Source organism: Streptomyces sp. NPDC002779 (assembly GCF_042888685.1).
Lineage (GTDB): Bacteria > Actinomycetota > Actinomycetes > Streptomycetales > Streptomycetaceae > Streptomyces.
The window spans coordinates 41,435-68,004 of the sequence record NZ_JBIAQC010000013.1 but is presented as its reverse complement, the minus strand read 5'-3'; the positions used below and the strand labels follow the sequence as shown (position 1 = coordinate 68,004).

The following is a 26,570-nucleotide window of genomic DNA, read 5'->3' as shown; positions in this document are numbered from 1 at the left end:
TCAGACCCGGTAGCGGCGCAGTGCCGGGACGGCGAGGGCCAGGCCGAGCACCGCCACGACGGCCTGGCGCGCGCCGAAGGCCGAGCCCGCCGTGCCGTGCAGCACGCCGGCGCGGTCCGCCCGCGACGACGACCGTGAGGACACCCTGCATCCGGCCGCGCATCTGATGGCGGCGCCCCAGGCGACCACGGCGCCGATCACCATCAGGCCGTGCCGGCGTGCCCGGGAGAAGGTGCCGGAGAACAGCCCGCCGAGCACCGCGCCGACCGGGATCGCGGCGAACAGCACACCGAGCGCGAGGCCTTCGCCGTAGGACCCGTAGGACCCGTAGGTCTCGGCGCGAGCTGCGGGAACGGGGCCCGGGGCATGCCGAGGACCATGGCGATCACATCGGCGAGGAACGACAGCGGCAGCACCTTGTGCAGGGCGAGGTAACGGAACCCGGCCCCGATGCATCACGGTCGAGCCGACGGCGTTGGCCGTCAGTTCGTCCGCCGGGACGAGCCGGGCGACGGAGGCGTTGCGGGTCGGCGCGTTCAGCCCGAAGAAGGCCTTGGGCGGGGCGGCGCAGCGGGCGGGTGTCCATGACCCGGCGGCGCCTGACTCGTGCCGGGCGGGAGTTCGGGGTGCGTGATCTCAGCTGCCGAGGATCAGTGACGCACCGAGGACGAGCATCATGGCGGCGACCAGAGCGTCGACGATCCGCCAGGCCGCGGGGCGGGCGAGCAGCGGGCTGAGCAGGCGGGCACCGTAGCCGAGCGCGGTGAACCAGCACAGGCTGGCGAGGACGGCGCCGAGCCCGAACGTCCAGCGCAGGTCACCGCGGTCGGCGGCGACGGAGCCGAGCAGGAACACCGTGTCGAGGTAGACGTGCGGGTTGAGCCAGGTCATCGCCAGACAGGTCAGCACCGCGCGCCTGCGCGACCCCGTGGCGTCCCCGTCCGTCCGCAGCGCACCGGCCGGACGGAACACGCGCCGGGCGGCGAGGACGCCGTAGGCGATCAGGAACGCTCCGCCGATCCAGCCGACCGCCGTCAGCGCGCCCGGCCAGGCCACCACGACCGCGCCGACGCCGCCGACGCCGAGGGCGATGAGCGCGGCGTCGGACAGGGCGCAGATGGCGACGACGGCGAGGACCGCGTCGCGGCGGATGCCCTGGCGCAGGACGAAGGCGTTCTGGGCGCCGATGGCGACGATGAGCGAGAGGCCGGTGCCGAAACCGGCGGCGGCGGTGGTGAGAGCGATGGGCATGGCTCCGACGCTAGAGATGCCCCCACCTTGTGTACAGCTAAAGATTCTTACGTACCCTTAGCTCTCGTGATGGTGACGGAGCTGCCGCTGGACCAAGTGCGTACGCTGCTCGCGGTGGTGGACGAGGGGACGTTCGAGGCCGCCGCGGCCGAGCTGCATGTGACGCCCTCCGCGGTCAGCCAGCGGGTGAAGGCGCTCGAACAGCGCACGGGGCGCGTGCTGCTGGTGCGGACGAGACCGGTGCGCCCCACCGAGTCGGGCGCCGTCGTGGTGCGGTTCGCGCGCCAGCTCGCCCGGCTGGAGCGCGACGCGCGGGCCGAGCTGGGCATGGGCGGCGCGGAGCGGGAACCGACCCGGGTGTCGGTCGCGGTGAACGCCGACTCCCTGGCGACCTGGTTCCTCGACGCCCTCACCCGCGTACCGTCCGACCCACGGCTCTGCTTCGAACTGCGCCGCGAGGACGAGGCCCATACCGCGGCGATGCTCCGGGAGGGCCTGGTGATGGCGGCGGTGACCTCCGCGGCCGAGCCGGTGGCGGGATGTTCGGTACGGCCGCTCGGCAGGATGCGGTACGTCGCCGCGGCGAGCCCCGGCTTCGTCGAGCGGTATCTCGCCGGACCGCTGCGTCAGGCGCTGCCGGAAGCACCCGTGGTGACCTTCGACCGCAGCGACGAACTCCAGGACGCCTTCCTGCGCCGCCTGCGCCGGGACGGCACCGGCGCGGTCCGGCACCGGATCCCCACGTCGGAGGGGTTCCTGGCAGCCGTCGAGGCAGGGCTCGGCTGGGGCATGGTGCCGGAGATCCAGGCCGGCGCCCGGTTGCGTGACGGCCGGCTGGTCTCCCTCGCCCCGGAGCGGCCGGTGGACGTGCCGCTGTACTGGCAGCAGTGGAAGCTGGACTCCCCCGCGCTGGCGACGGTCGCGGAGGTGGTGGCGAGGACGGCGGCCGAGGTGCTGGACGTCTAGATCCACCTGACAGACGGAGCTAGCGCGCCGGGTCCAGCCGGGCCTGCGCGCTGTCCAGGAGCATTTCCAGCGCCGTCGGATAGGCGCTGGTCACCATGCGGGTCGCCAGCAGGGGGGCCGCCTCGGCGATGCGGGGATGGCTGGTGCGGGGCAGACGGGCGTACGTGGAGCGCCACATCGCCTCGTCGGCGCGCAGCGCGGCGCTCGGTAGGGCCAGGGAGGCGGCGTCCAGAGCGGCGAAGGCCAGGGTCTGGTCGATGAAGGCGTGGTAGATCCGGACCGTCTCGGCGAGCGGGAAACCGGCGGTCCGCAGCACGTCCAGCACTGCCTCGTCGGCGGCGAGTTCGTTGGCCCGGCCGGTGACCCGGTTCGTGGTCAGCAGCGCGGCCTGCGGATGGGCGACGTAGGCGGCGTGGATCCTGAGGCCGACCGTCCTGAGGTCCGCCCGCCACTCCCCTGTCGGCCGCCAGCCGTGCAGGGCCTGTCCGATGAGCGCGTCGCCGATCGCGAGGGTGAGGTCGTCCATGCCGCGGAAGTACCGGTACAGGGTGCTCGGATCGGCGTCCAGGGCCAGCCCGAGGCGGCGGGCGGTGAGCCCGGCGCTGCCGTGCTCGCGCAGCAGCCGCAGCGCGGTCTCCACGATCAGCGCCTCGGACAGCACCGTGCCGCTCTTGGTCGGACGGCGCCGGCGCCGCTTCTCCTCGGGGACCACTGGTTTGGGCACGCCTGCCTCCTGCCGTCTTATGCCAACGCCATTGACCTTACGTGAGAGGCGGGCGTTGTATCTCCGTCGGGGCCCCGCGTTCTTTCCCAGTCCTTTTGATCTGCTCCGACAGGGAGTTCTCGTCATGCGTGTACTGCTCGTGGGCGTCGGCGGTGTCGGCACCGCTGTCACCCGGATCGCCGCCCGGCGTACGTTCTTCGAGGCGATGATCGTCGCCGACTTCGACCCGGCGCGTGCCGAGGCGGCCGTCGCCCACCTCGACGACCCCCGGTTCCTGGCCGAGCGGGTCGACGCCGGCGACGAGGCCGCGGTGGCCGCGCTGCTGCGGCGCCACTCCTGCGACGTCCTGGTCAACGCCACCGACCCGCGCTTCGTGATGCCGCTGTTCCGGGCGGCGCGCGCCGCCGGGGCCACCTATGTCGACATGGCGATGTCCCTGTCGCGTCCGCACGCCGAGCACCCGTACCGCGAGTGCGGCGTCAAACTCGGTGACGAGCAGTTCGCCGAGGCCGACGCGTGGGCGAAGGACGGCGCGCTGGCCCTGGTGGGCATGGGCGTCGAGCCGGGTCTGTCCGATGTCTTCGCCCGGTACGCGGCCGACGAACTCTTCGACGAGATCGAGGAGATCGGCGTCCGGGACGGCGCGAACCTCACCGTCGACGGCTACGACTTCGCCCCCTCCTTCAGCATCTGGACCACGATCGAGGAATGCCTCAACCCGCCGGTCGTCTACGAGGCCGACCGGGGCTGGTTCACGACCGAGCCCTTCAGCGAGCCCGAGGTGTTCGACTTCCCGGAGGGCATCGGGCCGGTGGAGTGCGTGAACGTGGAGCACGAGGAGGTGCTGCTGGTCCCGCGCTGGGTGGACGCCCGCCGCGTCACCTTCAAGTACGGGCTAGGTGAGGAGTTCATCAGCACCCTCAAGACGCTGCATCTGCTGGGCCTGGACCGCACCGAGCCGGTGACCGTGCCCGGCCCCGACGGGCCGGTGCGGGTCTCGCCCCGGGACGTGGTCGCCGCCTGCCTGCCCGACCCGGCGACCCTCGGCGAGCGGATGCGCGGCAAGACCTGTGCGGGCACCTGGGTGCGGGGCGTGAAGGACGGGGCGCCGCGCGAGGTGTACCTGTACCACGTCGTCGACAACGCGTGGTCGATGGCCGAGTACGGCAGCCAGGCCGTGGTGTGGCAGACGGCCGTCAACCCGGTGGTCGCGCTCGAACTCCTCGCCGGCGGTGCCTGGTCGGGCGCCGGCGTGCTCGGTCCGGAGGCGTTCCCGGCCCGTCCGTTCCTGGATCTGCTGACCGCCTACGGCTCCCCGTGGGGCCTGCGCGAGCAGTGATCGCGGGGCCGGCTCAGAAATCCGTGGTTTCACTTCCGTGTCGGCAGGTCACCCGAAAGCGACTAAACGCATCCGAAAGGCATGAACGACGTTAGGGCGCAGGTGACTTCGATGGATGACTGGCGCGGCCGGGCCGAATGCCGTCACGAGGACCCCGAACTCTTCTTCCCGATCGGTACCTCGGGGCCGGCACTGATGCAGGCGGAGCAGGCGAAGGAGGTGTGCCGGCGCTGTCCGGTGCAGGAGCGGTGTCTGGAGTGGGCGTTGGACACCCGCCAGGCGGTCGGTGTCTGGGGCGCGACGACCGAGACGGAACGCGTGTCGCTGCTGCGGCGGCGGGCCTCCGCGCGCCGCCGCAGCGGGTAGCAGACGGTCAGCTGTCCTGCGGCGGGCCGCACCCGGGCAGCCGGAGCGTGAACACCGCGCCGGTGCCGGGTTCGCTCGCCGCCTCGGCCGTACCGCCGTGGGCGGCCAGCAGATGGCGGACGATGGGCAGGCCGAGTCCGCTGCCACCGGTGCGGCGGCTGCGGGACTTCTCCGCCCGCCAGAAGCGGTCGAAGACGTGCGGCAGATCCTCGGGCGCGATCCCGCAGCCGGTGTCGGTGACCTCCAGGACCACGGCGTCGCCGTCGTGGCGCGCGGACAGGGTCACGGTGCCGCCTGAGGGGGTGTGCCGCAGCGCGTTGGAGACGAGGTTGCCGAGCGCCTGCCGCATCCGTACCGGGTCGGCGTCCAGCCAGGGGTCACCCTGCGCCATGGTGCGCAGGGTGACCCCTGCCGCGTCGGCGGCGACCCGGTGGGCGGCGGCGACCTGGTCGAGGAGTTCGTCGGCGCGGACCGGTTCGCGGTGCAGCCGCAGGGTGCCGGCGTCGGCGTCGGCGAGGTCCTGGAGATCGTCGATGACGCGCTGCAGGACGAGCGCCTCCTCGTGCAGCGAGCCGAGCAGGGCGGGGTCGGGGTCGACCAGGCCGTCCCGGGTGACCTCGAGCCAGCCGCGGATGTTGGTGAGCGGGCTGCGCAGTTCATGGGCGATGTCGCTGACCATCGCCTTGCGCTGGGCCTCCAACCGGGCCCGGCGGTCGGTGAGTTCGTTGAACGCCGCCGCGAGGATCCCGGTCTCGTCCCGGGTGGTGACGGGCACCCGCACATGCCGGTCCGGGGGCTGCTGGGCGGCCGCGGTCAGCGCCCGCAGCGGCCTGACCAGCCGGGTGGCGACGGCGGCGGTCACGGCCACGGTGACGGCGAGCACCAGGCCCGCGGCGCCCACGACCTTGGTCCAGTTGGCCGGGGACAGGTCGAAGCGGACGGCGGGCCGGTCCCCGACGCCGAGGTACAGGTGGGCGGGCGGGGCGACATAGGGGTCGAGCTGGACCCGGCGGGCCTGCTCGACGCAGTCCTGCGCCTGCCGCTGGGCGCTCTCGTGCGGTTGCGCCAGGAGCTTGCCCATGAGGTAGCGGGTGGTCATCCTGCGCTCGGTGACGTCCACGGCGACGAAGAGCGGCTCGTGGAAGTCCAGGCCCCGCGCGTCCAGGCAGGCGCGGGCGCGTTCGGTCAGCTCGGTCAGCGCCTTGTCCTCGGTGGCGGTGGGCGTGTTGAGCCGCCCGTCGGCGCATTCCACGGGCACGTAGTCGAGGGCGCTGCCGTCGTCGTCGGTGAGGACCGGGCGGCCGCTCGGGGTGCGCTCCACGGTCGCCTCGATGCCGTTGCGGGCGAAGCATGCGCGCCGCTGGCCGGCCAGTCGGTCCAGCCGCGCGCGTTCACCGGCGGGCAGCCGGTAGGGGCCGGCCACCCGCGGGTCGGTGCCGCCGCGCTGGGCTCCGCGGTCGGTGTGGGTGTCGATGGTCAGCGGGTCGACGGTGGCTGCGGCCCGCGGCGGCAGCGGGGTGCCGGGCGCCGCGGAGTCGGCGATCACCGTGCCGTCGCCGGTGGTCAGGGCGATGCGCCGGCCGATCCGGTCGGACAGCTCGCGCAGGGTGCCCGGTACGCCCTTCCAGTCGGGGTGGGTGGCCGCGTAGCCGCTGAGCCGGTCGAGGACGTCCATGTCGTCGGCGAGGACCTGGCCCTGTTCCTCGCGCAGGGCGCGCGTGGTGGTCTCCACCGCCAGCCAGGCCGTCGCCGCCACCGAGCACACCGCGATCAGCACCGAGGCGATCAGCAGCCGCACCAGAAGCCGCTTGCGCAGGGGTATGCCGGATCTCATCCGCGGCCGCCGCTCAGCTTGTAGCCCACCCCGAACACCGTCAGCAGCCGGACCGGCCGCCGTGGATCGGCCTCGACCTTGCGGCGCAGGTTCATGATGTGGACGTCCACGGCCCGCTCGGTGGAGGCCCGGTCGGTGCCCCGGGTGCACTCCAGCAACTGCCGCCGGGAGAACACCCGCTCGGGCTCGGCGGTCATGGCGAGCAGGATCTGGAACTCGGCGGGCGTGCACTCCACCGGCTCCCCGTCGCACCGCACCTCGTGCCGCACCGGATCGACGGCGAGGCCCGCCGCCCGTACGACGGGATCCTCCCGCCGGTCCGCGGCCCGCCCGCTGCGCCGCAGCACCGTGCGGATACGGGCCATCAGCTCGCGCGGGCTGTACGGCTTGGTCATGTAGTCGTCGGCGCCCAGTTCGAGACCGAGCAGGACGTCGTCCTCGGCGGAACGGGCCGTCAGCATCAGCACCGGGATGTCCGGATTCCCGGGGTCGCGGCGCAGCACCCGGCACACCCCGAAGCCGTCGATCACGGGGAGCATCAGGTCCAGCACGACCAGGTCGGGGCGCAATCGTCGGACGGCGTCCAGGGCGGCGGGGCCGTCGTGGACCACGGTGGCGGTGTGACCCTCCGCCAGCAGGGAGCGCCGGATCAGTTCGGCCTGCATCTCGTCGTCCTCGGCGACCAGCACATGTGCGCACACGCGGCGGATCCTAGGCGGTCAGCGGGCGAGGGACTTCGCGTCGCCCATGACGACGACGGGCTTCTTGTCAGGGTCCAGGGCCAGCAGCAGCGTTCTCATATGGTCCTTCGCGAGGCTCACACAGCCCTGGGTGGGTCCCTCGTGGTCGACGTGGAGCCATATGCCGCCCCCGCGGCCGTCGCCCAGGGGGCGGGTCCAGTCGAGCGGTGTGGTCCCGGGCTTGCGGTTGTAGTCGATGGCGATGACGTAGTCGAAGGAGCCCGCCAGCGGCTCGCCCTCGAAACCGGTACCGGTCGCGGTGAAGCCGGGACCGTGGTCGTACGGCAGCCGGGTCCCGGGGTCGCGCAGGCGTCCGCCGGCGTCAGTGAGGGTGAAGACACCGATGGGTGAGCGCAGGTCACCGGCCCGGTGGTGGTCGGTCCAGCCCTTGAGCGCGTTGTGCGCGGGCAGGCTCGGGCCCGCCAGCCAGCCGGCGTCGGTGCGCTCGTACAGGACGGCCGTGGAGTGGGGCGAGTTCTTGCCGCGTCCGGTCACCACGAGGGCCTGGCGGGTGGCGGAGGGCACCTCGGCCCAGGTCCTGGCGCCGAGGCCCGGGATCTGCTGCGGGGCCAGGTCCAGCGAGATCTCCGGCTGGGGCGCGCTTTTCGTGGGGGCCGCGGTGGTCGGGGCGGTCGCCGCGGCGCCGGTGCCGCATCCGGTGAGCAGGAGGCAGGCGGCCAGCAGAGCGGCCCGCGGGTTCGGCGTGATCATGCGTCGACCTTGCCGGACACTTGTGAGGAACCCGTCAGCCCCGCGGGGTGACGAAGATGTCAGGGAGTTGGCGGGGAATGGGGCCGTGACGCTGCTGACGGCCGCGAAGACTCCCGAGGAGAGTCACGCGGCCGTCCTGGCCCTGCTGTTGGGCTGACGCTCAGCGGGTCTGCTGTGCGGCGGCCCGTCCCGCCGCCCGCCCGGAGAACAGGCAGCCGCCGAGGAAGGTGCCCTCCAGCGCGTTGTAGCCGTGCACTCCGCCGCCGCCGAAGCCGGCCACCTCACCGGCCGCGTACAGCCCGTCCACCGGCTGTCCGTCGGTGCCCAGCGCGCGGGAGTCGAGGTCGGTCTGGATGCCGCCCAGCGTCTTGCGGGTGAGGATGTGCAGCTTGACGCCGATCAGCGGGCCCGCGGCGGGGTCGAGGATGCGGTGCGGGGTGGCGACCCGGCCGAGCCGGTCGCCGATGTAGCGGCGGGCGTTGCGGATGCCCTGCACCTGGGCGTCCTTGCTGTAGGAGTTGGTGAGTTGGAGGTCGCGGGCCTCGATCTGGCGGCGCACCGTGGCCGCGTCGAGCAGCGGCTTCTCGGTCAACCCGTTCATCTTCTCGACGAGTTGCTCCAGGTTGGGGGCGGTCACGAAGTCGGCGCCCTTGCGCAGGAACGCGTCGACCGGTCCCGGCGCGCCCTTGCCGAGCACGCGCTCCTTGAGGAAGCCCGTGCGGTCCTTGGCGGTGATGTCGGGGTTCTGCTCGGAGCCGGAGAGCGCGAACTCCTTCTCGATGATCTTCCGGGTGAGGATGAACCAGGAGTGGTCGTACCCGGCGATGTCCTCGGTGGTGCGCAGGTACTCGAGGGTGCCGAGGGTGTCGTAGCCGGGCAGGCAGGGGTCGGGCAGCCGGCGGCCGAGCGCGTCGAACCACATCGAGGACGGTCCCGGCAGGATGCGGATGCCGTGGCCGGGCCAGATCGGGTCCCAGTTCGCCAGGCCCTCGGTGTAGTGCCACATGCGGTCGCGGTTGACCAGCCGTACGCCGGCCTGTGCGCTGATGTCGAGCATCCGACCGTCCACGTAGGCGGGGACGCCGGTGACCATCTCGGCGGGCGGGGTGCCGAGGCGCTCGGGCCAGTAGCGGCGCACGATGTCGTGGTCGGCGCCGATGCCGCCGGTGGTCACGATGACGGCCTGGGCGGTGAGTTCGAAGTCGCCGACGCGGTCGCGGTTGGACCGCACGCCGCGGGCCGAGGTGTCCTCGGCGAGGACGGTGCCGCGCACGCCGCGCGCCTGGCCGCCCTCGATGACGAGTTCGTCGACCCGGTGGCGGTGGTGGAAGGTCAGCAGCCCGTCGCGCGCGGCCTGCTCGGCGTACCCCACGAACGGCTCGACCACGCCGGTGCCGGTGCCCCAGGCGATGTGGAAGCGGGGCACCGAGTTGCCGTGGCCGTGCGCCCTGAGGTCGCCGCGCTCGGCCCAGCCGACGGTGGGCAGGAACGTGATGCCGTGCCCCGCCAGCCAGGACCGCTTCTCCCCCGCCGCGAACTCCACGTAGGCCCGCGCCCAGCGCACCGCCCAGGAGTCCTCGTCGTCGACGCGGTCGAACCCGGCGCTGCCCTGCCAGTCGTTCCAGGCCAGCTCGAAGGAGTCCTTGATCTTCAGGCGCCGCTGCTCCGGCGAGTCGACGAGGAACAGCCCGCCGAACGACCAGAAGGCCTGTCCGCCCAGGTTGTTGGCGTTCTCCTGGTCCACCAGGGCGACCCGGCGGCCCCGGCTGGTGAGTTCATGTGCGGCGACCAGGCCCGCGAGGCCCGCTCCGACGACGATGACGTCGGCATCCATGCGACCGTTCCCTTCCTCAGTGGGGAGTGCCGCTGCCGTCGGTCAGCAGGGCGGTGAGCAGTTGCTTGAGCCAGGCGCGGGCGCTGTCGACGTCCTTGTCCAGCAGCAGTTGGGTGGTGACCCCGTCGTAGGCGGCGACGACCGCGCGCGCGGCGCCGTCGATGCCGCCCAACACGGCGGGCAGCCGGGTGTGCCCGGTGGCCCGGCCGAGCCGGTCGGCGATGGCCGCGCGCAGCCGCTCGCGGTGCTCCAGCAGGCTCTGCGCGACGGCCGGGTCCCGGGCCGCGTGCACCAGGAAGTCGGTCTTCACCAGCAGCCACTCCACATCGAGCAGCAAAACCTCGGTGACCCGGTCCACGGACTCCGGTACGTCGAGCGCGGGCCCGTCCAGCGCCAGCGCACCCGCGACCTGCTCGGCGATCAGGTCGGCGCGCTGCCGGTACAGGGCGAAGAAGAGTTCGTCGAGGCTGGCGAAATTGGAGTAGAAGGCGCCCCGGCTGTAGCCGGCGGCCTCGCAGACCTCCTCGATCGACACCCGGCCGAAGCCCTTGGCGGCGAAGACCTCGAAGGCGGCGTCGAGCAGATTGGCCCGGGTGCGCACGCGACGCCTGGTCACGCGCCGTGCCGTCTGCTCCGCCACCCTGGCCGCCTTCCCGGTCGGTCCGTCGTTCGATGCGTGAATGTATCCGATACACCAGTGCATCGAAAGGGGCTGGTCAGACCCGACTGCGGATAGGAACAGACTTTCGATTAAGGAGTACGCTGGATCCATGAACACGCACCTCCAGGGATCCCTCTTCGACCAGACGGACCAGGTGAGGCTCGGGTCCCTCGACGGGATCCGCCGGACCACGCTCGGCCGGGGCGCCTGGATCGACGTGCTGCCCGGCTGGCTCGGCGGCGCGGACACCCTGTTCGGACAGCTCGCCGCCGAGGTGCCCTGGCGCGCCGAGCGCCGGAAGATGTACGACCACGTCGTCGACGTGCCTCGGCTGCTCGCGTTCTACGGGGTGCGCGACGCGCTGCCGCATCCGGTGCTGGACGAGGCGCGGGCCGCGCTGAGCGCGCACTACGCCGAGGAGCTGGGCGAGCCGTTCACCACGGCGGGGCTGTGCTTCTACCGCGACGGCCGGGACAGCGTCGCCTGGCACGGCGACCGGATCGGCCGGGGTGCCCGCGAGGACACGATGGTCGCGATTCTCTCGGTGGGCGCGCCCCGGGATCTGCTGCTGCGCCCGATGGGCGGGGGCGAGACCCTGCGGCGTCCGCTGGGCCACGGCGACCTGATCGTGATGGGCGGCTCCTGCCAGCGGACCTGGGAGCACGCGGTCCCGAAGAGCTCGCGCGCCACTGGACCGCGCATCAGCATCCAGTTCCGGCCGCACGGGGTGCAGTGACCCCTGTCATGGTGCGGTGAACCCCGTCATTTCGGGTCGCGGCCGAAGGACGCCTTCGACCAGACGTATCCCAGCGCCGACAGGCCCAGGCACCAGGCCACCGCGAGCCACCCGTTGTGACCGATCCCGCTGCCCAGCAGCAGCCCGCGCAGGGTCTCGATGGCCGGCGTGAACGGCTGGTACTCGGCGACCGGCTGGAACCACCCCGGCATCGCCTCGATCGGCACGAAAGCGCTCGACAGAAGCGGCAGCAGGATCAACGGCAGCGCGTTGTTGCTCGCCGCCTCGGCGTTGGGGCTGACCAGGCCCATCCCGACCGCGATCCAGGTCAGCGCCAGGGCGACGAGCGTGACCAGGCCGAACGCCGCCAGCCACTCCAGGACCGTGGCCCCATGGGACCGGAAGCCGATGGCCACGGCGACGGCACCCACCAGCACCACGCTCATGATCACCTGGAGGACGCTGCCGAGGACATGCCCGATGAGCACCGACCCGCGGTGGATCGCCATCGTGCGGAAACGGGCCATGATGCCCTCGGACATGTCCATCGCGACGGACACCGCGCTGCCGACTACCGTGCCGCCGATGGTCATCATCAGGATGCCCGGGACGACATAGGCGACGTACACAGAGCGGTCGGCGGCGCCGGCGATGCCCGCGCTCATGGCGTCGCCGAAGACGTAGACGAAGAGCAGCAGCAGGACGACCGGCGTCAGCAGCAGGTTGAGGGTCAGGGACGGATAGCGCCGGGCGTGCAGGAGGTTGCGGCGCAGCATCGTGGACGAGTCGCGCACGGCGAGAGCGAGGGAGCTCATCGGGCGTTCTCCTTCGGCTGGTCGGGGACGGTCGCGGCGCCGCCGGTGAGGGCGAAGAACACGTCGTCGAGGTCGGGGGTGTGCACGGTCAGCTCGTCGGCCTCGACCCCGGTGGCATCCAGCCAGTCGAGGATGGCGCGCAGTTCGCGCTGGCTTCCGCCGCTGGGGATCTGGAGCGCCAGTGCTTCGTCGTCGCGGGTGGTCTCGCGCAGCGCGGAGGCGGCGGAGCGGTAGGCGGCCGGGTCGGAGAAGCGGAGCCGGACGTGGCCGCCGGGGATGAGCCGCTTCAGCTCGTCCGCGGTGCCCTCGGCGGCGATCCTGCCGTCGTGCAGCACGGCGATACGGTCGGCGAGTTCGTCGGCCTCCTCCAGGTACTGGGTGGTGAGGAACACCGTGACGCCGCCGGTGACCAGTTCACGGATGATCTGCCACATGGTGTGGCGGCTGCGCGGGTCGAGCCCGGTGGTCGGCTCGTCGAGGAAGATGATCCGCGGATCGCCGACCAGGGTCATGGCGATGTCCAGTCGGCGTTTCATGCCGCCGGAGTAGGTGGCGGCGGGCTTCCTCGCGGCCTCGGTGAGGTCGAAGCGCTCCAGCAGCTCGGCGGTGACCCGTCGTCCCTCGCGCCGGGACAGATGGTGCAGGTCCGCCATGAGGAGCATGTTCTCCTCGCCGGTGATCAGACCGTCCACGGCGGAGAACTGCCCGGTGACGCCGATCGCGGCACGCACGGCCTGCGGATCGGTGGCGAGGTCGTGACCCGCGACCTCGGCCCGGCCGCCGTCGGCGGTGATGAGCGTGGAGAGGATCTTCACCGCGGTGGTCTTGCCGGCGCCGTTCGGCCCGAGCAGCGCGAACACGGACCCGGCCGGGATCCGCAGATCGACGCCGTCCAGGACCGTCCGGTCGCCGTACGACTTGCGCAGACCGACGGCAACGACGGCGGCCGGAGTCGGGCGACCGCCGCTCGGACTGGACGTGGGCATGACAGATGAAGGCATGGCGCCCCCCGTTCGAAGGCTGAAGAAGTGGGAGAAGTGAGCGGGTCGAGGCCGACCGCAGGATCAGGCCTTGGCGCGCAGGACGTCGATGTTGCCCCAGTTGGTCCGGGCGCGGACCGTGACGGCGTCCTCGGTCTGCGCCGGGGCTTCGGACACGGCGAGCGCGTTGCGCACCTGTCCGCGGTTGGAGCTGACGTCGAGCCAGGCGGCGGCGCCCTCGCGGATGCCGACCTCGATGGACCCGTTGGAGGTCTCCAACCGGACCTCCCCGCGTGCGACATCGGCGACGCGCAGCGGACCGTTGGTCGAGGTGCCGGTGACCGAGCTCTCGGCGCGCGCGATGTCGATGGCGCCGTTGGCGCCGCTCACCCGCAGCTCGCCGGTCACGGCGCCGACGATCGTGGCGCCGTGCGAGTTCTTCAGGACGGCGGGGCCGTCGACGGTGCCGACGCGCACATTGCCGGTGCTGCAGGTGATCTCGGCCCTGCCCTCGACCCGGTCCACGGTGATCTGGCCGTGCGACGCGCTCAGCTCCGCCGGACCCGTGGTGTCGAGGCGGATGTCACCGACCGCGGTCTTCACGCGGACCTCGCCGAGCCGGCCCTCGCCGAGCATCTGGGCCCAGGCGCCGGTCGCGTCGACACGTGAGCCCGTGGGCAGGTCGACGACCACGTCGACGACGCCGCTGGGCCCGACGAGACGGCGGTGCTTGGTCCGGATGGTCAGCACACCGCTCGCGTAGGAGACCTCGGTCACCTCGGCGGCGCGCACATCCCGGTCCCTCTTCGGATCGCGGGGCCGTACCTCGACGACCGTGTCGAGGCGGTCGCCCGCGGAGAACCGGAGGGAACCGGCGTCCACGCGGGCGCTGACCGAAATCGGTCCGGGAGTGTCGAATGCGGGCATGGCTGTACCGTCCTCGTGAGTCCGTGGGTCGTCCCGCAGGGGGACGTGATGGGGTGACGTGCCGGGGTGCGGTCCGCGATGAGGGCTGGACCGTGGGCCTAGCGCACCCAGCCCGTGAAGCTCTGCCCGACCGTGCGGGTCCTCTCCGTGGGGCGCGGGCGCGCCGGGCCGCCGTCGACCGCCGCCGACACGGCCCGTACCAGCCAGGCGTTGACCGACAGGCCCTCGCGGCTCGCGGCCTCCTCGGCGCGCGCCTTGAGGTGGGCCGGAAGACGCAGATTGACCCGGGCGGTGCCGCCCTCCTCGGCGTCCGCCACCGGCGTGAGCGGTTCGGCGGGCGCGGCGGGCTGCGCCGGGGCGCTGTCGTAGGCGGGCGGCACAGTCACCACGAAGTCGGGGTCGAGTCCGCGCAGCCGTACGTCGACCGAGCCGGGGGCCAGCTCGCGGGTGATCTCGTCCATCGCGTCCGAGAGCACGTTGAGCAGGGTCAGCCGGGCCGCCGACTCCAGCGGAGCGGTGAGGCGTTCGGCCAGCTCGCGGGCTTGGTCACCGCCGGCCTCGGCGGCCACCGCCAGTTCTCGGCGGAGGGTTTCGACGTACGGGGTGAGGTCCATGGCGCCATAGTGGCACCACGATGACGCCATGCGCAACCAGGATGGCGCCAAGCGGCGTCACGTGGCACCAGGACGCACCCGGCCCGGCGCCCGCCGCGTGATCTGCTTTGCTGATCCCGTCGAGCGGCAACCTCGGAACGGGGGACGGTCATGCGGGCGGACGTGCGGCAAGTGGCCGACGCCATCTATCTGGTGCACGGCAGCAACACCAACTGGGTGATCCTGACCGAGGGTGACGCGGCCACGCTGATCGACACCGGCTACCCGGGCGACCGGGAGCAACTGCTCGCCTCCCTCACGGAGGTGGGGAGTTCACCGCAGGCGGTGGCCGCCGTACTGATCACGCACGCCCACAACGACCATGTGGGTTCGGCCGAGTTCCTGCGGACGACGTACGGCACGCCCGTCCTGCTGCACGAGGCCGAAGTGCCGCACGCCCGGCGGGAGTTCCTGCACCAGGTGTCCGTGGGCCAGGTCCTGCGGAACGGCTGGCGGCCGGGCGTCGTGCCGTGGGCGCTGCACGCCCTCCGCTCCGGCGGCACGGCGCACGTCCCGGTCACCGCGCCGGCGGCCTTCGCGACGGGCGCCCCGCTCGATCTGCCGGGACGTCCGGTGCCGGTGCACACGCCGGGCCACACGGACGGCCACTGCGCCTTCCACCTGCCGGACAGCGGCGCCCTGATCACCGGGGACGCCCTGGTCAGCGGCCACCCGACCTCCCGCGTCGAGGGCCCGCATCTGCTGCTCGGCATGTTCCACCGCGAACGTGCCCGCGCCCTGGCCTCGCTGGACCTGCTCGGCGCTCTGGAGGCCGACCTGCTCCTGCCGGGCCACGGCCCCGCCCACCGCGGTCCGGTCCGTGAAGCGGCACTTCAGGCCAGGGAGCGCGCCGTCTAGGGTGAGGTGACGATCACCGGCGAGACGAGGACACCCCGCCCATGGCCCTTCAGATCAGCGCGACCAACCCGGAGCACCCCGCGCTCCTGCTGGAGCTGCCCTGGCACCTGCCCCTCGAGGAGTGGCCCGAGGAGTACCTCGTGCCGCTGCCGCGCGGTATCTCCCGGCACGTCGTGCGCTACGCCCGCGCCGGGGAGGAGGTCATCGCGGTCAAGGAGCTCGCCGAACGCCCCGCCCTGCGCGAGTACGAGCTGCTGCGCGACCTGGACCGGATCGGCATCCCGGCGGTGGACCCCCTCGCCGTCGTCACCGGACGCCTCGACGCCGAGGGCGCACCTCTGGAGTCGGTGCTGGTCACCCGGCACCTCGGCGGCTCCATGCCGTACCGCTCGATGTTCGAGACGACGATGCGCCCGGCGACCATGCACCGGCTGATGGACGCCCTGGCCGTGCTGCTGGTGCGGCTCCACCTGGCCGGGTTCGCCTGGGGCGACTGCTCGCTGTCCAACACCCTCTTCCGGCGCGACGCGGGCGCCTACGCCGCCTATCTGGTCGACGCCGAGACCGGCGACCTGCACCCCCGGCTCAGCCCCGGCCAGCGGGACTACGACCTCGACCTCGCCCGCGTCAACATCAGCGGCGAGCTGCTGGACCTGGAGGCCTCCGGGGCGCTGCACCCGTCGGTGGACCCGATCGAGTTCGGCACCGAGATCTGCGCCCGCTACCGGGGCCTGTGGCAGGAGCTGACCCGCACCTCGGTCTACCCGGCGGGCAAGTACCACTACATAGAGCGCCGGATACGCCGCCTCAACGACCTCGGCTTCGACGTCGCGGAGATGCAGATCGAGCACTCCTCCAACGGCGACACCGTCACCTTCGTCCCCAAGGTCGTCGACGCCGGCCACCACCAGCGCCAGCTCCTGCGCCTGACCGGCCTGGACACCGAGGAGAACCAGGCCCGGCGGCTGCTGAACGACCTGGAGAGCTGGATGGCCACCCAGGACGACTACGCCCCGGGCGACCCCCTCGCCGCCCGCCCCGAGGTCCTCGCCCACCGCTGGGTGCGGGACGTGTTCCGCCCGACGGTACGGGCGGTCCCGCTCGAACTGCGCGGCTCGATGGACGCCGCGGAGATCTACCACGAACTCCTCGAACACCGTTGGTACCTGTCGGAGCGCTCACAGCACGACATAGGGCTGGACACGGCCGTCGAGGACTACATCAAGAACATCCTCCCCAGGGCCCGGGAGACGCTCCAGCCCACCTCGGGGGAGGCGGGCTGACTCAGGACGCGGGCGGCACCACGGCCACCGGGCAGCCGGCGTGGTGCAGCACGCCGTGCGCGACCGAGCCGATCCGCGCGCCCACGGCCGTACGGTGGGCGCGGCGCCCGACGACCATCAGCTGCGCCCGCCCGGCCACCGACAACAGCACCTGCCCCGCGCTGCCCATCTCGACGTGCTCCACCACATGGACGTCCGGGAACCGGTCCCGCCACGGCTGCAGGGCCGCCGCCAGCGCCTTCTGCTCGAACGGCTCGAGCCCGCCCGCGTCGTCGAGCAGCTTCAGCGAGCCCGGGCTGTACGCGAACAGCGGCGGCAGCGTCCAGGCCCGTACGGCCCGCACCGTGGCACCACGCGCCGCGGCCGTCTCGAACGCGAACCGCAGCGCCGCCGCGCTGTCCTCCGGATCGCCCTGCTGACCGACGACGATCTCGTGTCCGGCGACCTCGGCCGAGGGCTTGTCATCGGCCCGGACGAGCACGACGGGCCGCTCGGCCTCCACGATCACCTGCTGCCCGACGGAGCCGAGCAGGAACCCGACGACCACGCCATGTCCCCGGGACCCCAGGACGAGCATCTCGGCGTCCTCGGCGGCGGCGACGAGCGCGTCGACGGGCCCGCCCTCCAAGGCGTCCGTCGACACCTCCAGACCGGGATGCCGCTCCTCTATCTCCCGGGCGGCCGCCGCCACCGCTTCCCGCGCCCACTGGGCCTGCGTGTCGGGATCGGCCTCCTCGACCGTCTCCAGCGCCTGGAACCGCCAGGCGTGCACCACCCGCAGCGCGAGCCCTCGCCGAACCGCCTCCCGAGCCGCCCAGCCCAAGGCGGCGATGCTCTCCTCGGTCCCGTCGAATCCTGCCGTGATCGGGCGCGTCATTGCGGGTTTCCTCCTGTGTCGCGGTCACGTCGGTGACCACAGTCTTCACTACCCTGCGCCCATGGCATTGCAGTGGGAGCAAGTGGTCGTGGACTCCGCGGATCCGGCGGCCCTGGGCGCCTGGTGGGCGGCGGCCCTCGGCTGGACGGTCCTGAACGACTCCGCCGACGAGTACGAGATCCGCCCGGCGCCGGACCGCATCCCGGGCCTGATCTTCGTCCCGGTCCCGGAGGAGAAGGCGGGCAAGAACCGGCTGCACCTCGACTTCCGCCCGGACGACCAGCGGGCCGAGGTCTCCCGGCTGCTCGCCCTGGGCGCCCGCCCCGCGGACGTCGGTCAGGGCGAGCAGCCGTGGGTGACGCTGGCGGACCCCGAGGGCAACGAGTTCTGCGTACTGGCCGCACGGCACCGCTGACCGCACCCACGCGACGGAGGAGAACGCGATGAGCGAACGCACGGGCAAGGTGGTCTGCGACCTCACGGTCTCGGCCGACGGCTACTCGGCCGGACTGCACCAGAGCGAGGAACGCCCCTTCGGGGACGACGGCGGGGACGGCTCGGGCGCCGGGCTGCACGCCTGGATGTTCGACACCCCCGACGAGAACCGGGCGGAGATCGACCAGTTGGCCGGTGCCGGGGCCTTCATCATGGGCCGCAACATGTTCGGCCCCGTGCGCGGCGCGTGGGACAGGCAGTGGAACGGCTGGTGGGGCGAGAACCCGCCGTTCCACGCGCCGGTGTTCGTGCTCACCCACCACGCGCGCGAGCCGCAGCCGATGGCCGGCGGCACCACGTACCACTTCGTCACCGACGGGATCGAGTCGGCCCTGGCGCAGGCACGCGCGGCGGCGGGCGACCGCGAGGTCCTGGTCCACGGCGGCGCCACCACCGTCAACCAGTACCTCGCCGCCGGCCTGGCCGGCGAACTGCGGCTGCACATCGCGCCCCTCACGATCGGCGCCGGCACGCGCCTGTTCGAGGGCGTCCCGCCGCTGCGGCTGGAGCAGGTGGCGTCCCGCGCGGCGAGCCAGGTCACCCACCTGACCTACCGGGTGCTGGGCGAGGCGATCGGCTGAGCGGAGCGCGGCGATCGAACATACGATGGCCACAGCCGGCCCGGCGGCTGCGGTCGCCGTGCCCCGGCACCGGACACTCTCGGGGTGGGAGACGTATGGCACAGGCCGCCGAATCCGCGCGGACCGTCATCCTGACCGTGGACGACGACCCGGGGGTCTCCCGCGCCGTCGCCCGTGACCTGCGGCGGCGCTACGGCGAGTCGTACCGGATCGTGCGCGCGGAGTCCGGGGAGTCCGCGCTTCAGGCGCTGCGGGAGCTGAAGCTGCGCGGCGATCTCGTGGCCGTGATCCTGGCCGACTACCGGATGCCGCAGATGAACGGCATCGAGTTCCTCGAGCGGGCCATGGACATCCACCCCGGCGCGCGACGGATCCTGCTCACCGCGTACGCCGACACCAGCGCGGCCATCGACGCCATCAACGTCGTCGATCTCGACCATTACCTGCTCAAGCCGTGGGATCCGCCCGAGGAGAAGCTCTACCCCGTGCTGGACGACCTGCTGGAGGCCTGGCGGAGCAGCGAGTACCGGCCGGTGCCCGCCACCAAGGTCGTCGGGCACCGGTGGTCGGCCCGGTCGTCCGACGTACGGGAGTTCCTCGCCCGCAACCAGGTGCCCTACCGCTGGTATTCCGCCGACGAGCCCGAGGGGCGGCGGCTGCTCGCCGCCGCGGGCGAGGACGGGCAGCGGCTGCCGCTGGTGATCACGCCGGAGGGGACACCGCTGGTCGAGCCGGACGCGCCGGAGCTCGCCGCGCACGTCGGCCTCGCCACCACGCCGACCGCCGAATTCTACGACCTCGTCGTCATCGGCGGCGGCCCGGCCGGGCTCGGCGCCGCGGTGTACGGGGCGTCCGAGGGACTGCGGACGGTGCTCGTGGAGCGATCGGCCACCGGCGGGCAGGCCGGGCAGAGCTCGCGGATCGAGAACTACCTCGGCTTCCCGGACGGCGTCTCCGGCGCCCAGCTCACCGACCGGGCCCGTCGGCAGGTCGCCAAGTTCGGCGCCGAGGTCCTCACCGCCCGCGAGGTCACCGGCCTGGAGGTCAGCGGCGCCGCGCGGCTCGTGCGGTTCTCCGACGGCTCGGCCATCGCCGCGCACAGCGTGATCCTGGCGACCGGTGTCTCCTACCGCCAGCTCCAGGCACCCGGCTGCGCCGAACTCACCAGCTGCGGCGTCTTCTACGGCTCCGCGCTGACCGAGGCGCCCTCCTGCCAGGGGCAGGACGTGTACATCGTCGGCGGCGCCAACTCCGCGGGGCAGGCGGCGATGTACCTGTCCAAGGGCGCCAAGTCGGTGACGCTGCTGGTGCGCGGGGCGGATCTGTCGGCGTCGATGTCGCACTATCTGATCCAGCAGATCAACGAGGCGCCCAACATCGGTGTCCGCCCGCGGACGGTCGTCGAGGCCGCCCACGGCGACGGCCACCTGGAACAGCTGACGCTGCGCGACCTGGACAGCGGGGAGAGCGAACTCGTCGACGCCCAGTGGCTGTTCGTCTTCATCGGCGCCGCCCCGCTGACCGACTGGCTGGACGGCACCGTGCTGCGCGACAGCGGCGGCTTCATCCTCGCCGGGCCCGACCTCACCCCCGACGGACGGCCGCCGACGGACTGGGAGCTGGACCGGCCGCCGTACCACCTGGAGACCAATGTGCCGGGCGTCTTCGTGGCCGGCGACGCGCGCGCCGAGTCAGCCAAGCGGGTCGCGTCCGCCGTAGGAGAGGGAGCCATGGCCGTGATGCTCGTCCACCGCTATCTGGAGCAGTCGTGAGCGGCCGGCCCGTGCCGTGCAGCCCCGCGGAGATCGGCTCGCTGTTCCTGTTCGAGAAGCTCTCCCCCGAGCAGCTCGGCAGACTGTGCGCCGAGGGCCGGGTGGAGCGGTTCGACCCGGGGCCGGTGTACACGGAGGGCGAACCGGCCACCTGCTTCTACGTCCTGGTCGAGGGCACGGTGGTGCTGTCCCGCCGGGTCGGCACGGACGACGTGGAGGTGATCCGCAGCTCCCAGCGCGGCGCGTACGCGGGGGCCATGCAGGCCTATCTCGGCGACCGGGAGCGGCAGGTCTACAACAACTCCATGCGCGTGACGGAGCCGACGCGGTTCTTCGTGCTGCCCGCCGACACGTTCGCGGCCATCATGCAGGAATGGTTCCCGATGGCCGTGCACCTGCTGGAGGGGCTCTTCTTCGGCTCGAAGAACACCCAGCGGGTCATCGGCCAGCGCGAACGGCTGCTGGCGCTCGGCTCGTTGTCGGCAGGTCTCACCCACGAGCTCAACAACCCCGCGGCGGCGGCCGTACGGGCCACCGCCTCCTTGCGCGAGCGGGTGGCGAAGATGCGGCACAAGCTGGCCGTGATCTCCTCCGGCCCGTACCCGCGCGAGAGCCTGGCGAGCCTCATCGACATCCAGGAGCGCACCGCCGAACGCGTCGGCAAGGCACCGGCCCTGGGCCCGCTGGAGGCGGCCGACCGCGAGGACGCGCTCACCGACTGGCTCGACGACCACGGCATCACCGAGGGCTGGCGGCTCGCACCGGCCTTCGTGCAGGCCGGACTTGACGTCGACTGGCTGGAGCAGGTCGCCGCGGCCGTGGACCAGGACATCCTCCCGGGGGCGATCGGCTGGCTCAACTACACGGTGGAGACCGAGCTGTTGATGGACGAGATCGCGGACTCCACCACGCGTATCTCGCATCTGGTCGACGCCGCCAAGCAGTACTCGCAGCTCGACCGCGCCCCCTTCCGCAGCGTCGACGTCCATGAACTCCTCGACAGCACCCTGCTGATGCTCTCGGGGAAGACCGGCCCGCGGATCAAGGTCGTCAAGGAGTACGACCGCAGCCTCCCGGAGATCCCCGCCTACCCGGCGGAGCTGAACCAGGTGTGGACGAACCTCATCGACAACGCGGTCTCCGCCATCACCAGCGCGGGCGGGGAAGGGACGCTGACCGTGCGGACGGCTCGGGAGCACGACCGGCTGCTGGTGGAGTTCCGCGACACCGGCGTCGGCATCCCGCGGGAGATCCGCGGACGGATCTTCGACCCCTTCTTCACCACCAAGCCCGTCGGCGAGGGCACCGGCCTGGGTCTGGACATCTCCTGGCGGATCGTGGTCAACAAGCATCACGGGTCCCTCCAGGTGGAGTCCGAGCCGGGCGACACACGGTTCCAGGTGCTGCTTCCGCTCACCGCCGCCGCTGGCGACGACACGAACGAGGAGTCCGTATGACCGAGGGAATCGATCCCGGCGCGCCGCCCAGCGGCGCCGGGTGCGTGGAATGCGACGAGCACGGCGGATGGTGGTTCCATCTGCGCCGGTGTGCCCAGTGCGGGCACGTGGGGTGCTGCGACTCCTCTCCCGGACAGCACGCCACCGGGCACTTCAAGGCCACCGGGCATCCGGTCGTGCAGAGTTACGAGCCGGGCGAGGAGTGGTTCTGGGACTACGGCTCCTCCGAGCTGTACGAGTCGGGGCCGGAGCTGGCGCCGCCGGTCAGCCGTCCCGCGGAGCAGCCCTCGCCGGGGCCCGCGGGGCGGGTGCCCGCGGACTGGGCCCAGGCGCTGCGGCGCGCCTGAGGCAGGGGGCGGGGCGGGCCGTGGCTGGTCACGCCGTTCCCCGCACCCACTTCCGTCGCACACGCGTGCCAGGATGAGCGAGTGACGCAGACCATGGCCCCCGCGCCCCTCATCGGCCGAGAACACGAGCTGGCCCGGCTCCTCGGTGTGCTGGAGCGTGCCCGTGCCGGGGAGGCGCGGGCCGTCCTGGTCGCCGGGGACGCCGGAGTCGGCAAGACCCGGGTGCTGGACGAGATCGCCTCGCGGGGCGCGGCGGACGGCATGACCGTCCTCACCGGCCACTGCGTCGACCTCGGTGACGTCGGTCTGCCGTATCTGCCGTTCACCGAGGTGCTCGGCGCGCTCGCCGCGGATCCGCGGTTCGCCGACGTGCTCGCGGGACATCCGGTCGTGGGCCGGATGCTGGGCGGTGGCACGGACACCGCGCGGGACTCCCGGCTCCAGCTGTTCGAGGGCATGGCCGCGCTCCTGGCCGACCTGGCCGACACCGCGCCGCTGCTGCTCGTCCTGGAGGACCTGCACTGGGCCGACCAGTCCTCCCGGGATCTGCTGCGGTTCCTGCTCAGCCGGGGCGTGCTCCAGCGGCCGGCGGGCGGGGTCGCGCTGCTGGCCTCCTACCGCGCGGACGATCTGCACCGGCGGCATCCGCTGCGCGCGCTGCTGGCGGAGCTGGTCCGGCTGCCCGCGGTGGAGCGGCTGGAACTGCGGCCGCTCGACGACACCGAAGTGGCCGAGCTGGTACGGGCCCTGGAGGAACGCCCGCTGCCGGAGACCACGGTCCGCAGGATCGTCGAGCGCGCCGAGGGCAACGCCTTCTACGCCGAGGAACTCCTCGCGGCCACGGACACCGAGGCCGGCGGGGTGCCGAGCGGTCTCGCCGACGTCCTGCTGATCCGCTTCGAGCAACCGTCCGAGACCGCCCAGCAGGTGCTGCGCACCGCCGCGGTCGCCGGGCGGCGCGTCGAGCACGATCTGCTGCGCGATGCGGCCGGACTGCCCGAGGCAGAGCTGGAGTCGGCGCTGCGCGAGGCCCTGGGCCGGCAACTGCTGGTCCCCGGCGACGGTGACACGTACTCCTTCCGCCACGCCCTGGCGCGGGAGGCGGTCTACGCCGATCTGCTGCCCGGCGAACGGTCCCGGCTGCACGGTGCGTTCGCCCGGCTGCTCGCCGGCCGGCCCCGGCGCGCCGAGACCGCGGCCGAGCGCGCCCACCACTACCGCGAGAGCCATGAGCTCGCCGAGGCGCTCACCGCCTCGCTGGAGGCCGCCGACCACGCCCGGCGGGTCGGTGCGCCCGCCGAGGAGCTGCGGCACCTGGAGGCGGTGCTCGATCTGTGGCCGTCGGTGGAGCCGTCCGCGCGCCCCTCGGGCGAGGGCCACGACCGGGTGACGCTCACCCTGCGCGCCTCCTCGGCCGCCGCGCACGCCGGGGAGGCGCACCGCGCGGTCGCGCTGACCCGGTCCGCGCTGGCGGGCGTCGACCAGCAGGAGGACTCGGAGCTGGCCGCCCGGGTCCGCTACACCCTCGCGGGCAATCTGATGACCGTCGACAACCTGAGCGCCGCCTTCGCCCACAGCAGTGAGGCGCTGACCCTGATCCCCGCCGATCCTCCGTCGCCCACCTGGGTGTGGGCGGCCGCCACCCATGTACTGGCGGCGCGTCAGGTCGGGGAGGGACAAACGGCGTTGCGGGTGGCCCACGAGGCGCTGGCCGTCGCCGAGCGGCTGGGAGTCACGGACGCCCGGGCCGACCTGCTCGTCTCACTGGCGATCCTGGAGGGCGACGGCCGGCGCAGTCCCGAGGGCCGGGCGCGGCTGCGCGAGGCGCGGGACCTGGCGCGGACGGCGGGCAACGCGGCGGTGGAGCTGCGGGCCCTGCTCCACTTCGCCATGGGCAGTTACGAGGCGGGCGAGCTGGAGGAGTGCCTGCCGTGGTTGACCGAAGGGCTCGACCGGGCCCGCCGCGCCGGGCTGCTGTCCTCGTCGTATCCGATGGAGATGCGCTATCTCCGGCTGCTGGTGCTGTACACGCTGGGCCGCTGGGACGAGTGCCTGCGGGCCGCGGCGAGCGACGCCGACATGCTGCCGCCCGCGGGCGGTTACACGTCCGGGCCCGCCTGGTACGTCTCGCTGGCGCGCGGGGACCTGACGGGCGCCGACCGGGCCCGGGCGCTGCTGGAGGGGCCGTTCGACTGGATGGCCACGCTGATCGCGGGCATCGTGCTGACCGACGCCGCCGCCCTGGCGGGCGATCCGGAGGCGGCGGTCGAGCGGGTGCGGTCCACGGTGGAGGCGCTCACCGACGAGGCGGGCTTCCGCCCCGATGTGACGGTACGGCTCGCCGCGCTGGCGCTGTCCGCCGTGGCCGACCGCGCTGTCGAGCTGCGGCACGGCGGCGACGAGGCAGGTGCCGGGCGCTGGGCGGACACCGCGACGGAGCTGATGGAGCTGGCGCGGGACTCGGCCGCGCACAGCGCCAACCGGACGCCGCAGGGTCCGGAGGGCATGGCGTGGCTGGCCCGCGCCGAGGCCGAGTGGTTGCGGGCGACCACGGGACCCGACGTGGCGGCCTGGGCCAAGGCGGTGGCCGCGGTCGACTACGGCGACGCCTACGAACGGGCGCGCTGCCGGTACCGCTACGCCGAGGCGCTGGTGACGGCCGAGCGGCGCGAGGAGGCGGCCGTCGAGGCGGCGGCGGTACGGGAGACGGCCGCGCGGCTGGGCGCGCGGCCGCTGCTGGAACGGGTGGACGCCCTCATCCGCCGGGCCCGCCTGTCGGACACGCGGGAACCGACCGCGTCCCCGCTGACCGCCCGTGAGCAGGACGTGCTGCGGCTGCTGGCCCGCGGCCGCAGCAACCGGCAGATAGGCGAGGAGCTCTTCATCAGCGGCAAGACGGCGAGCGTCCACGTCTCCAACATCCTCGCCAAGCTGGGGGCCGCGAGCCGCGGTGAGGCGGTGGCCGTCGCCTACCGCGAGGGGCTGATCGCGCCGGAGGCGACGACGTCCGGCTGAGACTTCCGCCTCTCTCGTACGGGTGAGACGCATCCGGTCGGACCCCGAATGAGCATCTTCTCTCCTCTCCCTGGCACTACTGTGCGTCGCCGTGACGGAGTGTCAGCAGGGAGAGAGGACGCGGATGGACTCGGCAACGGTGGGCAAGGGCACGGCATGGGGGACGGCGGTCCTCCTCGCCCTCCTGACAGTCCCGGCGCACGCGGCACCCCAGGGACCCGAACCGGATCTCGCGGCCCTGCGGGGCGTCCTGCGCACCGCGATGCAGCAGGGCGCGCCCGGCGCGATGGCCCGCATCGACGATCACGGCACCGTCTCCACGACGGCCGCGGGCATCGCCGACCGCAGCACGCTGCGCGCCCTCACCACCACCGACCGGTTCCGCATCGGCAGCGTCACCAAGACCTTCACCGCCGTGGTCCTGCTGCAACTGGTCGATGAGAAGAAGCTGAAGCTCGACGACCCGGTCAACCGCCATCTGCCCGGGCTGCTGCCCGACGACCGGATCACCGTGCGCCACGTCCTGAGCCACCGCAGCGGCCTGTACGACTACACCAACGACATGTTCGCCAAGACGGTTCCCGGCTTCGAGGCGGTGCGCACCAAGGTCTTCACCCACCGGCAGCTGGTCGCCCGCTCACTGTCCAGGCCGCGCACCACCGCGCCGGGCGGCGCCTACACCTACTCCAACACCAATTTCGTCGTCGCCGGCATGCTCATCAAGAAGCTGACCGGGAACTCCCTGCGCGCCGAGTACCAGAATCGGATCATCGAGCCGCTGAAGCTGACCGACACCTTCTACGTCCACCCCGGCACCCGCATCCCGGGCCGGTACACCCGCGGCTACCTCACCCCGGACACGCCGGGCGCCGCGCTCGTCGACGCCACCGAGCAGACGGTCTCCTGGGCGCAGAGCGCGGGGGCCGTCATCTCCAGCGCGCGGGACCTGAACACCTTCCTGTCGGCGCTGCTCGGCGGCCGGCTGACCTCGGCTGCGCAACTGGCGCAGATGAAGCGGTGGGTGCCCGCGGGCTCCGGTCAGGCGTACGGGCTCGGGCTGCGGCGCCGGGACCTGTCGTGCGGGGTGTCCGTGTACGGGCACACGGGTGCCGTCCAGGGCTTCTACACCTACGCGTTCGCCTCCAAGGACGGGCGGCGCAGCCTGGCGGCGCTCGCCAACACCTCCAACAACGGCGCGGTGCACACCACCATGCTGGGCACCCTGGAGTCGGCGTTCTGCGGCAAGAAGCCGAAGGCGACGCGCGGTTCCTCGGTCGGCGAGCGGATCGATCCGGGGGCTGTCCGGCGCTGAGTTCAGGGGGATCCGGCGCTGAGTCCAGGGGGCGGG

At 72.8% G+C, this 26,570-nt stretch carries 25 protein-coding genes and 2 pseudogenes; 14 read left to right on the top strand and 13 right to left on the bottom strand.

Going from position 1 to position 26,570, the window contains the following annotated elements; all coding sequences use genetic code 11:
* Both ACFYW5_RS30115 and ACFYW5_RS30110 read right to left on the bottom strand, forming a co-directional pair.
* Positions 1 to 555: pseudogene (locus ACFYW5_RS30115) on the bottom strand (MFS transporter); the annotation flags it as partial.
* An 81-nt stretch (positions 556 to 636) separates the two neighbouring features.
* Complete coding sequence (locus ACFYW5_RS30110) at positions 637 to 1,251, bottom strand: LysE/ArgO family amino acid transporter (RefSeq protein WP_389420261.1); 615 nt, start codon at positions 1,249 to 1,251, stop codon at positions 637 to 639.
* A 69-nt stretch (positions 1,252 to 1,320) separates the two neighbouring features.
* On the opposite strand from ACFYW5_RS30110, the gene ACFYW5_RS30105 reads away from it, so the two are divergent.
* The gene (locus tag ACFYW5_RS30105; protein WP_389420345.1) at positions 1,321 to 2,217 is read left to right on the top strand and encodes a LysR family transcriptional regulator ArgP; all 897 of its coding nucleotides are present in this window, start codon (positions 1,321 to 1,323) and stop codon (positions 2,215 to 2,217) included.
* Between the two features lie 19 nt (positions 2,218 to 2,236).
* On the opposite strand, the gene ACFYW5_RS30100 is transcribed toward ACFYW5_RS30105, so the two are convergent.
* Positions 2,237 to 2,941 (bottom strand): TetR/AcrR family transcriptional regulator, encoded by a 705-nt coding sequence (locus ACFYW5_RS30100; protein ID WP_389420260.1) that lies wholly within the window; start codon positions 2,939 to 2,941, stop codon positions 2,237 to 2,239.
* Between the two features lie 124 nt (positions 2,942 to 3,065).
* On the opposite strand from ACFYW5_RS30100, the gene ACFYW5_RS30095 reads away from it, so the two are divergent.
* Entirely contained in the window at positions 3,066 to 4,280 is a 1,215-nt protein-coding gene (locus ACFYW5_RS30095) for a saccharopine dehydrogenase family protein (RefSeq protein ID WP_389420259.1), read from the top strand.
* A gap of 111 nt (positions 4,281 to 4,391) precedes the next feature.
* Entirely contained in the window at positions 4,392 to 4,646 is a 255-nt protein-coding gene (locus tag ACFYW5_RS30090) for a WhiB family transcriptional regulator (RefSeq protein ID WP_389420258.1), read from the top strand.
* A gap of 7 nt (positions 4,647 to 4,653) precedes the next feature.
* Here the strand turns inward: ACFYW5_RS30090 and ACFYW5_RS30085 are convergent, their stop codons facing one another.
* The 3 genes from ACFYW5_RS30085 to ACFYW5_RS30075 are packed head-to-tail and all read right to left on the bottom strand — an operon-like array spanning position 4,654 to position 7,931.
* Positions 4,654 to 6,480: a sensor histidine kinase gene (locus ACFYW5_RS30085; protein ID WP_389420257.1), complete on the bottom strand. Its 1,827-nt coding sequence runs from the start codon at positions 6,478 to 6,480 to the stop codon at positions 4,654 to 4,656.
* On the bottom strand, positions 6,477 to 7,181 hold the full coding sequence (locus tag ACFYW5_RS30080) for a response regulator transcription factor (RefSeq protein ID WP_389420256.1): 705 nt from the start codon (positions 7,179 to 7,181) through the stop codon (positions 6,477 to 6,479). The genes ACFYW5_RS30085 and ACFYW5_RS30080 overlap by 4 nt, the downstream gene beginning before the upstream one ends.
* 18 nt (positions 7,182 to 7,199) lie before the next feature.
* Positions 7,200 to 7,931: a L,D-transpeptidase family protein gene (locus ACFYW5_RS30075; RefSeq protein WP_389420255.1), complete on the bottom strand. Its 732-nt coding sequence runs from the start codon at positions 7,929 to 7,931 to the stop codon at positions 7,200 to 7,202.
* A gap of 52 nt (positions 7,932 to 7,983) precedes the next feature.
* Between ACFYW5_RS30075 and ACFYW5_RS30070 the strand changes: the two are divergent.
* Positions 7,984 to 8,088, top strand: a pseudogene (locus ACFYW5_RS30070) (DUF488 family protein); the annotation flags it as partial.
* Between the two features lie 3 nt (positions 8,089 to 8,091).
* Here ACFYW5_RS30070 and ACFYW5_RS30065 read toward each other — a convergent pair.
* Positions 8,092 to 9,765: an FAD-binding dehydrogenase gene (locus tag ACFYW5_RS30065; RefSeq protein ID WP_389420254.1), complete on the bottom strand. Its 1,674-nt coding sequence runs from the start codon at positions 9,763 to 9,765 to the stop codon at positions 8,092 to 8,094.
* A 16-nt stretch (positions 9,766 to 9,781) separates the two neighbouring features.
* Positions 9,782 to 10,381 carry a TetR/AcrR family transcriptional regulator gene (locus ACFYW5_RS30060; protein ID WP_389420253.1) on the bottom strand — a complete coding sequence of 200 codons (600 nt, stop codon included), beginning with the start codon at positions 10,379 to 10,381 and terminating at the stop codon, positions 9,782 to 9,784.
* A gap of 154 nt (positions 10,382 to 10,535) precedes the next feature.
* Here ACFYW5_RS30060 and ACFYW5_RS30055 point away from each other — a divergent pair, with 154 nt between their 5' ends.
* Complete coding sequence (locus tag ACFYW5_RS30055) at positions 10,536 to 11,162, top strand: alpha-ketoglutarate-dependent dioxygenase AlkB (protein WP_389420252.1); 627 nt, start codon at positions 10,536 to 10,538, stop codon at positions 11,160 to 11,162.
* Positions 11,163 to 11,188: 26 nt separating this feature from the next.
* Here ACFYW5_RS30055 and ACFYW5_RS30050 read toward each other — a convergent pair whose 3' ends face one another.
* The 4 genes from ACFYW5_RS30050 to ACFYW5_RS30035 form a co-directional block, all read right to left on the bottom strand.
* Positions 11,189 to 11,977: an ABC transporter permease gene (locus ACFYW5_RS30050; RefSeq protein WP_389420251.1), complete on the bottom strand. Its 789-nt coding sequence runs from the start codon at positions 11,975 to 11,977 to the stop codon at positions 11,189 to 11,191.
* Positions 11,974 to 12,963, bottom strand: coding sequence for an ATP-binding cassette domain-containing protein (locus ACFYW5_RS30045; RefSeq protein WP_389420250.1), 990 nt, complete (start codon positions 12,961 to 12,963; stop codon positions 11,974 to 11,976). Before ACFYW5_RS30045 ends, ACFYW5_RS30050 begins: the two co-directional genes overlap by 4 nt.
* 78 nt (positions 12,964 to 13,041) lie before the next feature.
* Complete coding sequence (locus ACFYW5_RS30040) at positions 13,042 to 13,884, bottom strand: DUF4097 domain-containing protein (protein WP_389420249.1); 843 nt, start codon at positions 13,882 to 13,884, stop codon at positions 13,042 to 13,044.
* A gap of 98 nt (positions 13,885 to 13,982) precedes the next feature.
* Positions 13,983 to 14,498, bottom strand: a complete 516-nt coding sequence (locus tag ACFYW5_RS30035) for a toxin-antitoxin system HicB family antitoxin (RefSeq protein WP_389420248.1) — start codon at positions 14,496 to 14,498, stop codon at positions 13,983 to 13,985.
* A 150-nt stretch (positions 14,499 to 14,648) separates the two neighbouring features.
* On the opposite strand from ACFYW5_RS30035, the gene ACFYW5_RS30030 reads away from it, so the two are divergent.
* Together ACFYW5_RS30030 and ACFYW5_RS30025 are read left to right on the top strand one after the other, a co-directional pair.
* On the top strand, positions 14,649 to 15,395 hold the full coding sequence (locus ACFYW5_RS30030) for an MBL fold metallo-hydrolase (RefSeq protein WP_389420247.1): 747 nt from the start codon (positions 14,649 to 14,651) through the stop codon (positions 15,393 to 15,395).
* A gap of 41 nt (positions 15,396 to 15,436) precedes the next feature.
* The gene (locus ACFYW5_RS30025; protein WP_389420246.1) at positions 15,437 to 16,678 is read left to right on the top strand and encodes a DUF4032 domain-containing protein; all 1,242 of its coding nucleotides are present in this window, start codon (positions 15,437 to 15,439) and stop codon (positions 16,676 to 16,678) included.
* 1 nt (position 16,679) lies between these two features.
* On the opposite strand, the gene ACFYW5_RS30020 is transcribed toward ACFYW5_RS30025, so the two are convergent.
* Positions 16,680 to 17,555: a universal stress protein gene (locus tag ACFYW5_RS30020; protein ID WP_389420245.1), complete on the bottom strand. Its 876-nt coding sequence runs from the start codon at positions 17,553 to 17,555 to the stop codon at positions 16,680 to 16,682.
* 61 nt (positions 17,556 to 17,616) lie between these two features.
* Between ACFYW5_RS30020 and ACFYW5_RS30015 the strand changes: the two genes are divergently transcribed.
* The 7 genes from ACFYW5_RS30015 (at position 17,617) to ACFYW5_RS29985 (ending at position 26,534) form a co-directional block, all read left to right on the top strand.
* Entirely contained in the window at positions 17,617 to 17,970 is a 354-nt protein-coding gene (locus ACFYW5_RS30015; protein WP_389420244.1) for a VOC family protein, read from the top strand.
* Positions 17,971 to 17,998: 28 nt separating this feature from the next.
* Entirely contained in the window at positions 17,999 to 18,631 is a 633-nt protein-coding gene (locus ACFYW5_RS30010; protein WP_389420243.1) for a dihydrofolate reductase family protein, read from the top strand.
* Positions 18,632 to 18,726: 95 nt separating this feature from the next.
* A complete protein-coding gene (locus ACFYW5_RS30005) occupies positions 18,727 to 20,403 on the top strand; it encodes an FAD-dependent oxidoreductase (protein WP_389420242.1) in 1,677 nt (558 codons plus the stop codon).
* Positions 20,400 to 21,860, top strand: a complete 1,461-nt coding sequence (locus ACFYW5_RS30000) for an ATP-binding protein (RefSeq protein WP_389420241.1) — start codon at positions 20,400 to 20,402, stop codon at positions 21,858 to 21,860. The genes ACFYW5_RS30005 and ACFYW5_RS30000 overlap by 4 nt, the downstream gene beginning before the upstream one ends.
* Complete coding sequence (locus tag ACFYW5_RS29995; protein ID WP_389420240.1) at positions 21,857 to 22,207, top strand: UBP-type zinc finger domain-containing protein; 351 nt, start codon at positions 21,857 to 21,859, stop codon at positions 22,205 to 22,207. The genes ACFYW5_RS30000 and ACFYW5_RS29995 overlap by 4 nt, the downstream gene beginning before the upstream one ends.
* Positions 22,208 to 22,300: 93 nt before the next feature.
* Positions 22,301 to 25,222 (top strand): AAA family ATPase, encoded by a 2,922-nt coding sequence (locus tag ACFYW5_RS29990; protein ID WP_389420344.1) that lies wholly within the window; start codon positions 22,301 to 22,303, stop codon positions 25,220 to 25,222.
* Between the two features lie 124 nt (positions 25,223 to 25,346).
* Complete coding sequence (locus ACFYW5_RS29985; RefSeq protein ID WP_389420239.1) at positions 25,347 to 26,534, top strand: serine hydrolase domain-containing protein; 1,188 nt, start codon at positions 25,347 to 25,349, stop codon at positions 26,532 to 26,534.
* The last annotated feature ends 36 nt before the right edge of the window (positions 26,535 to 26,570 follow it).

Coding starts and splice junctions, on each gene's coding strand:
- ACFYW5_RS30110 (WP_389420261.1), bottom strand. CDS start 1,251: ATGCCCATCGCTCTCACCACCGCCGCCGCCGGTTTCGGCACCGGCCTC.
- ACFYW5_RS30105 (WP_389420345.1), top strand. CDS start 1,321: ATGGTGACGGAGCTGCCGCTGGACCAAGTGCGTACGCTGCTCGCGGTG.
- ACFYW5_RS30095 (WP_389420259.1), top strand. CDS start 3,066: ATGCGTGTACTGCTCGTGGGCGTCGGCGGTGTCGGCACCGCTGTCACC.
- ACFYW5_RS30090 (WP_389420258.1), top strand. CDS start 4,392: ATGGATGACTGGCGCGGCCGGGCCGAATGCCGTCACGAGGACCCCGAA.
- ACFYW5_RS30085 (WP_389420257.1), bottom strand. CDS start 6,480: ATGAGATCCGGCATACCCCTGCGCAAGCGGCTTCTGGTGCGGCTGCTG.
- ACFYW5_RS30075 (WP_389420255.1), bottom strand. CDS start 7,931: ATGATCACGCCGAACCCGCGGGCCGCTCTGCTGGCCGCCTGCCTCCTG.
- ACFYW5_RS30065 (WP_389420254.1), bottom strand. CDS start 9,765: ATGGATGCCGACGTCATCGTCGTCGGAGCGGGCCTCGCGGGCCTGGTC.
- ACFYW5_RS30055 (WP_389420252.1), top strand. CDS start 10,536: ATGAACACGCACCTCCAGGGATCCCTCTTCGACCAGACGGACCAGGTG.
- ACFYW5_RS30050 (WP_389420251.1), bottom strand. CDS start 11,977: ATGAGCTCCCTCGCTCTCGCCGTGCGCGACTCGTCCACGATGCTGCGC.
- ACFYW5_RS30045 (WP_389420250.1), bottom strand. CDS start 12,963: ATGCCCACGTCCAGTCCGAGCGGCGGTCGCCCGACTCCGGCCGCCGTC.
- ACFYW5_RS30040 (WP_389420249.1), bottom strand. CDS start 13,884: ATGCCCGCATTCGACACTCCCGGACCGATTTCGGTCAGCGCCCGCGTG.
- ACFYW5_RS30035 (WP_389420248.1), bottom strand. CDS start 14,498: ATGGACCTCACCCCGTACGTCGAAACCCTCCGCCGAGAACTGGCGGTG.
- ACFYW5_RS30030 (WP_389420247.1), top strand. CDS start 14,649: ATGCGGGCGGACGTGCGGCAAGTGGCCGACGCCATCTATCTGGTGCAC.
- ACFYW5_RS30025 (WP_389420246.1), top strand. CDS start 15,437: ATGGCCCTTCAGATCAGCGCGACCAACCCGGAGCACCCCGCGCTCCTG.
- ACFYW5_RS30020 (WP_389420245.1), bottom strand. CDS start 17,555: ATGACGCGCCCGATCACGGCAGGATTCGACGGGACCGAGGAGAGCATC.
- ACFYW5_RS30015 (WP_389420244.1), top strand. CDS start 17,617: ATGGCATTGCAGTGGGAGCAAGTGGTCGTGGACTCCGCGGATCCGGCG.
- ACFYW5_RS30010 (WP_389420243.1), top strand. CDS start 17,999: ATGAGCGAACGCACGGGCAAGGTGGTCTGCGACCTCACGGTCTCGGCC.
- ACFYW5_RS30005 (WP_389420242.1), top strand. CDS start 18,727: ATGGCACAGGCCGCCGAATCCGCGCGGACCGTCATCCTGACCGTGGAC.
- ACFYW5_RS29995 (WP_389420240.1), top strand. CDS start 21,857: ATGACCGAGGGAATCGATCCCGGCGCGCCGCCCAGCGGCGCCGGGTGC.
- ACFYW5_RS29990 (WP_389420344.1), top strand. CDS start 22,301: ATGGCCCCCGCGCCCCTCATCGGCCGAGAACACGAGCTGGCCCGGCTC.
- ACFYW5_RS29985 (WP_389420239.1), top strand. CDS start 25,347: ATGGACTCGGCAACGGTGGGCAAGGGCACGGCATGGGGGACGGCGGTC.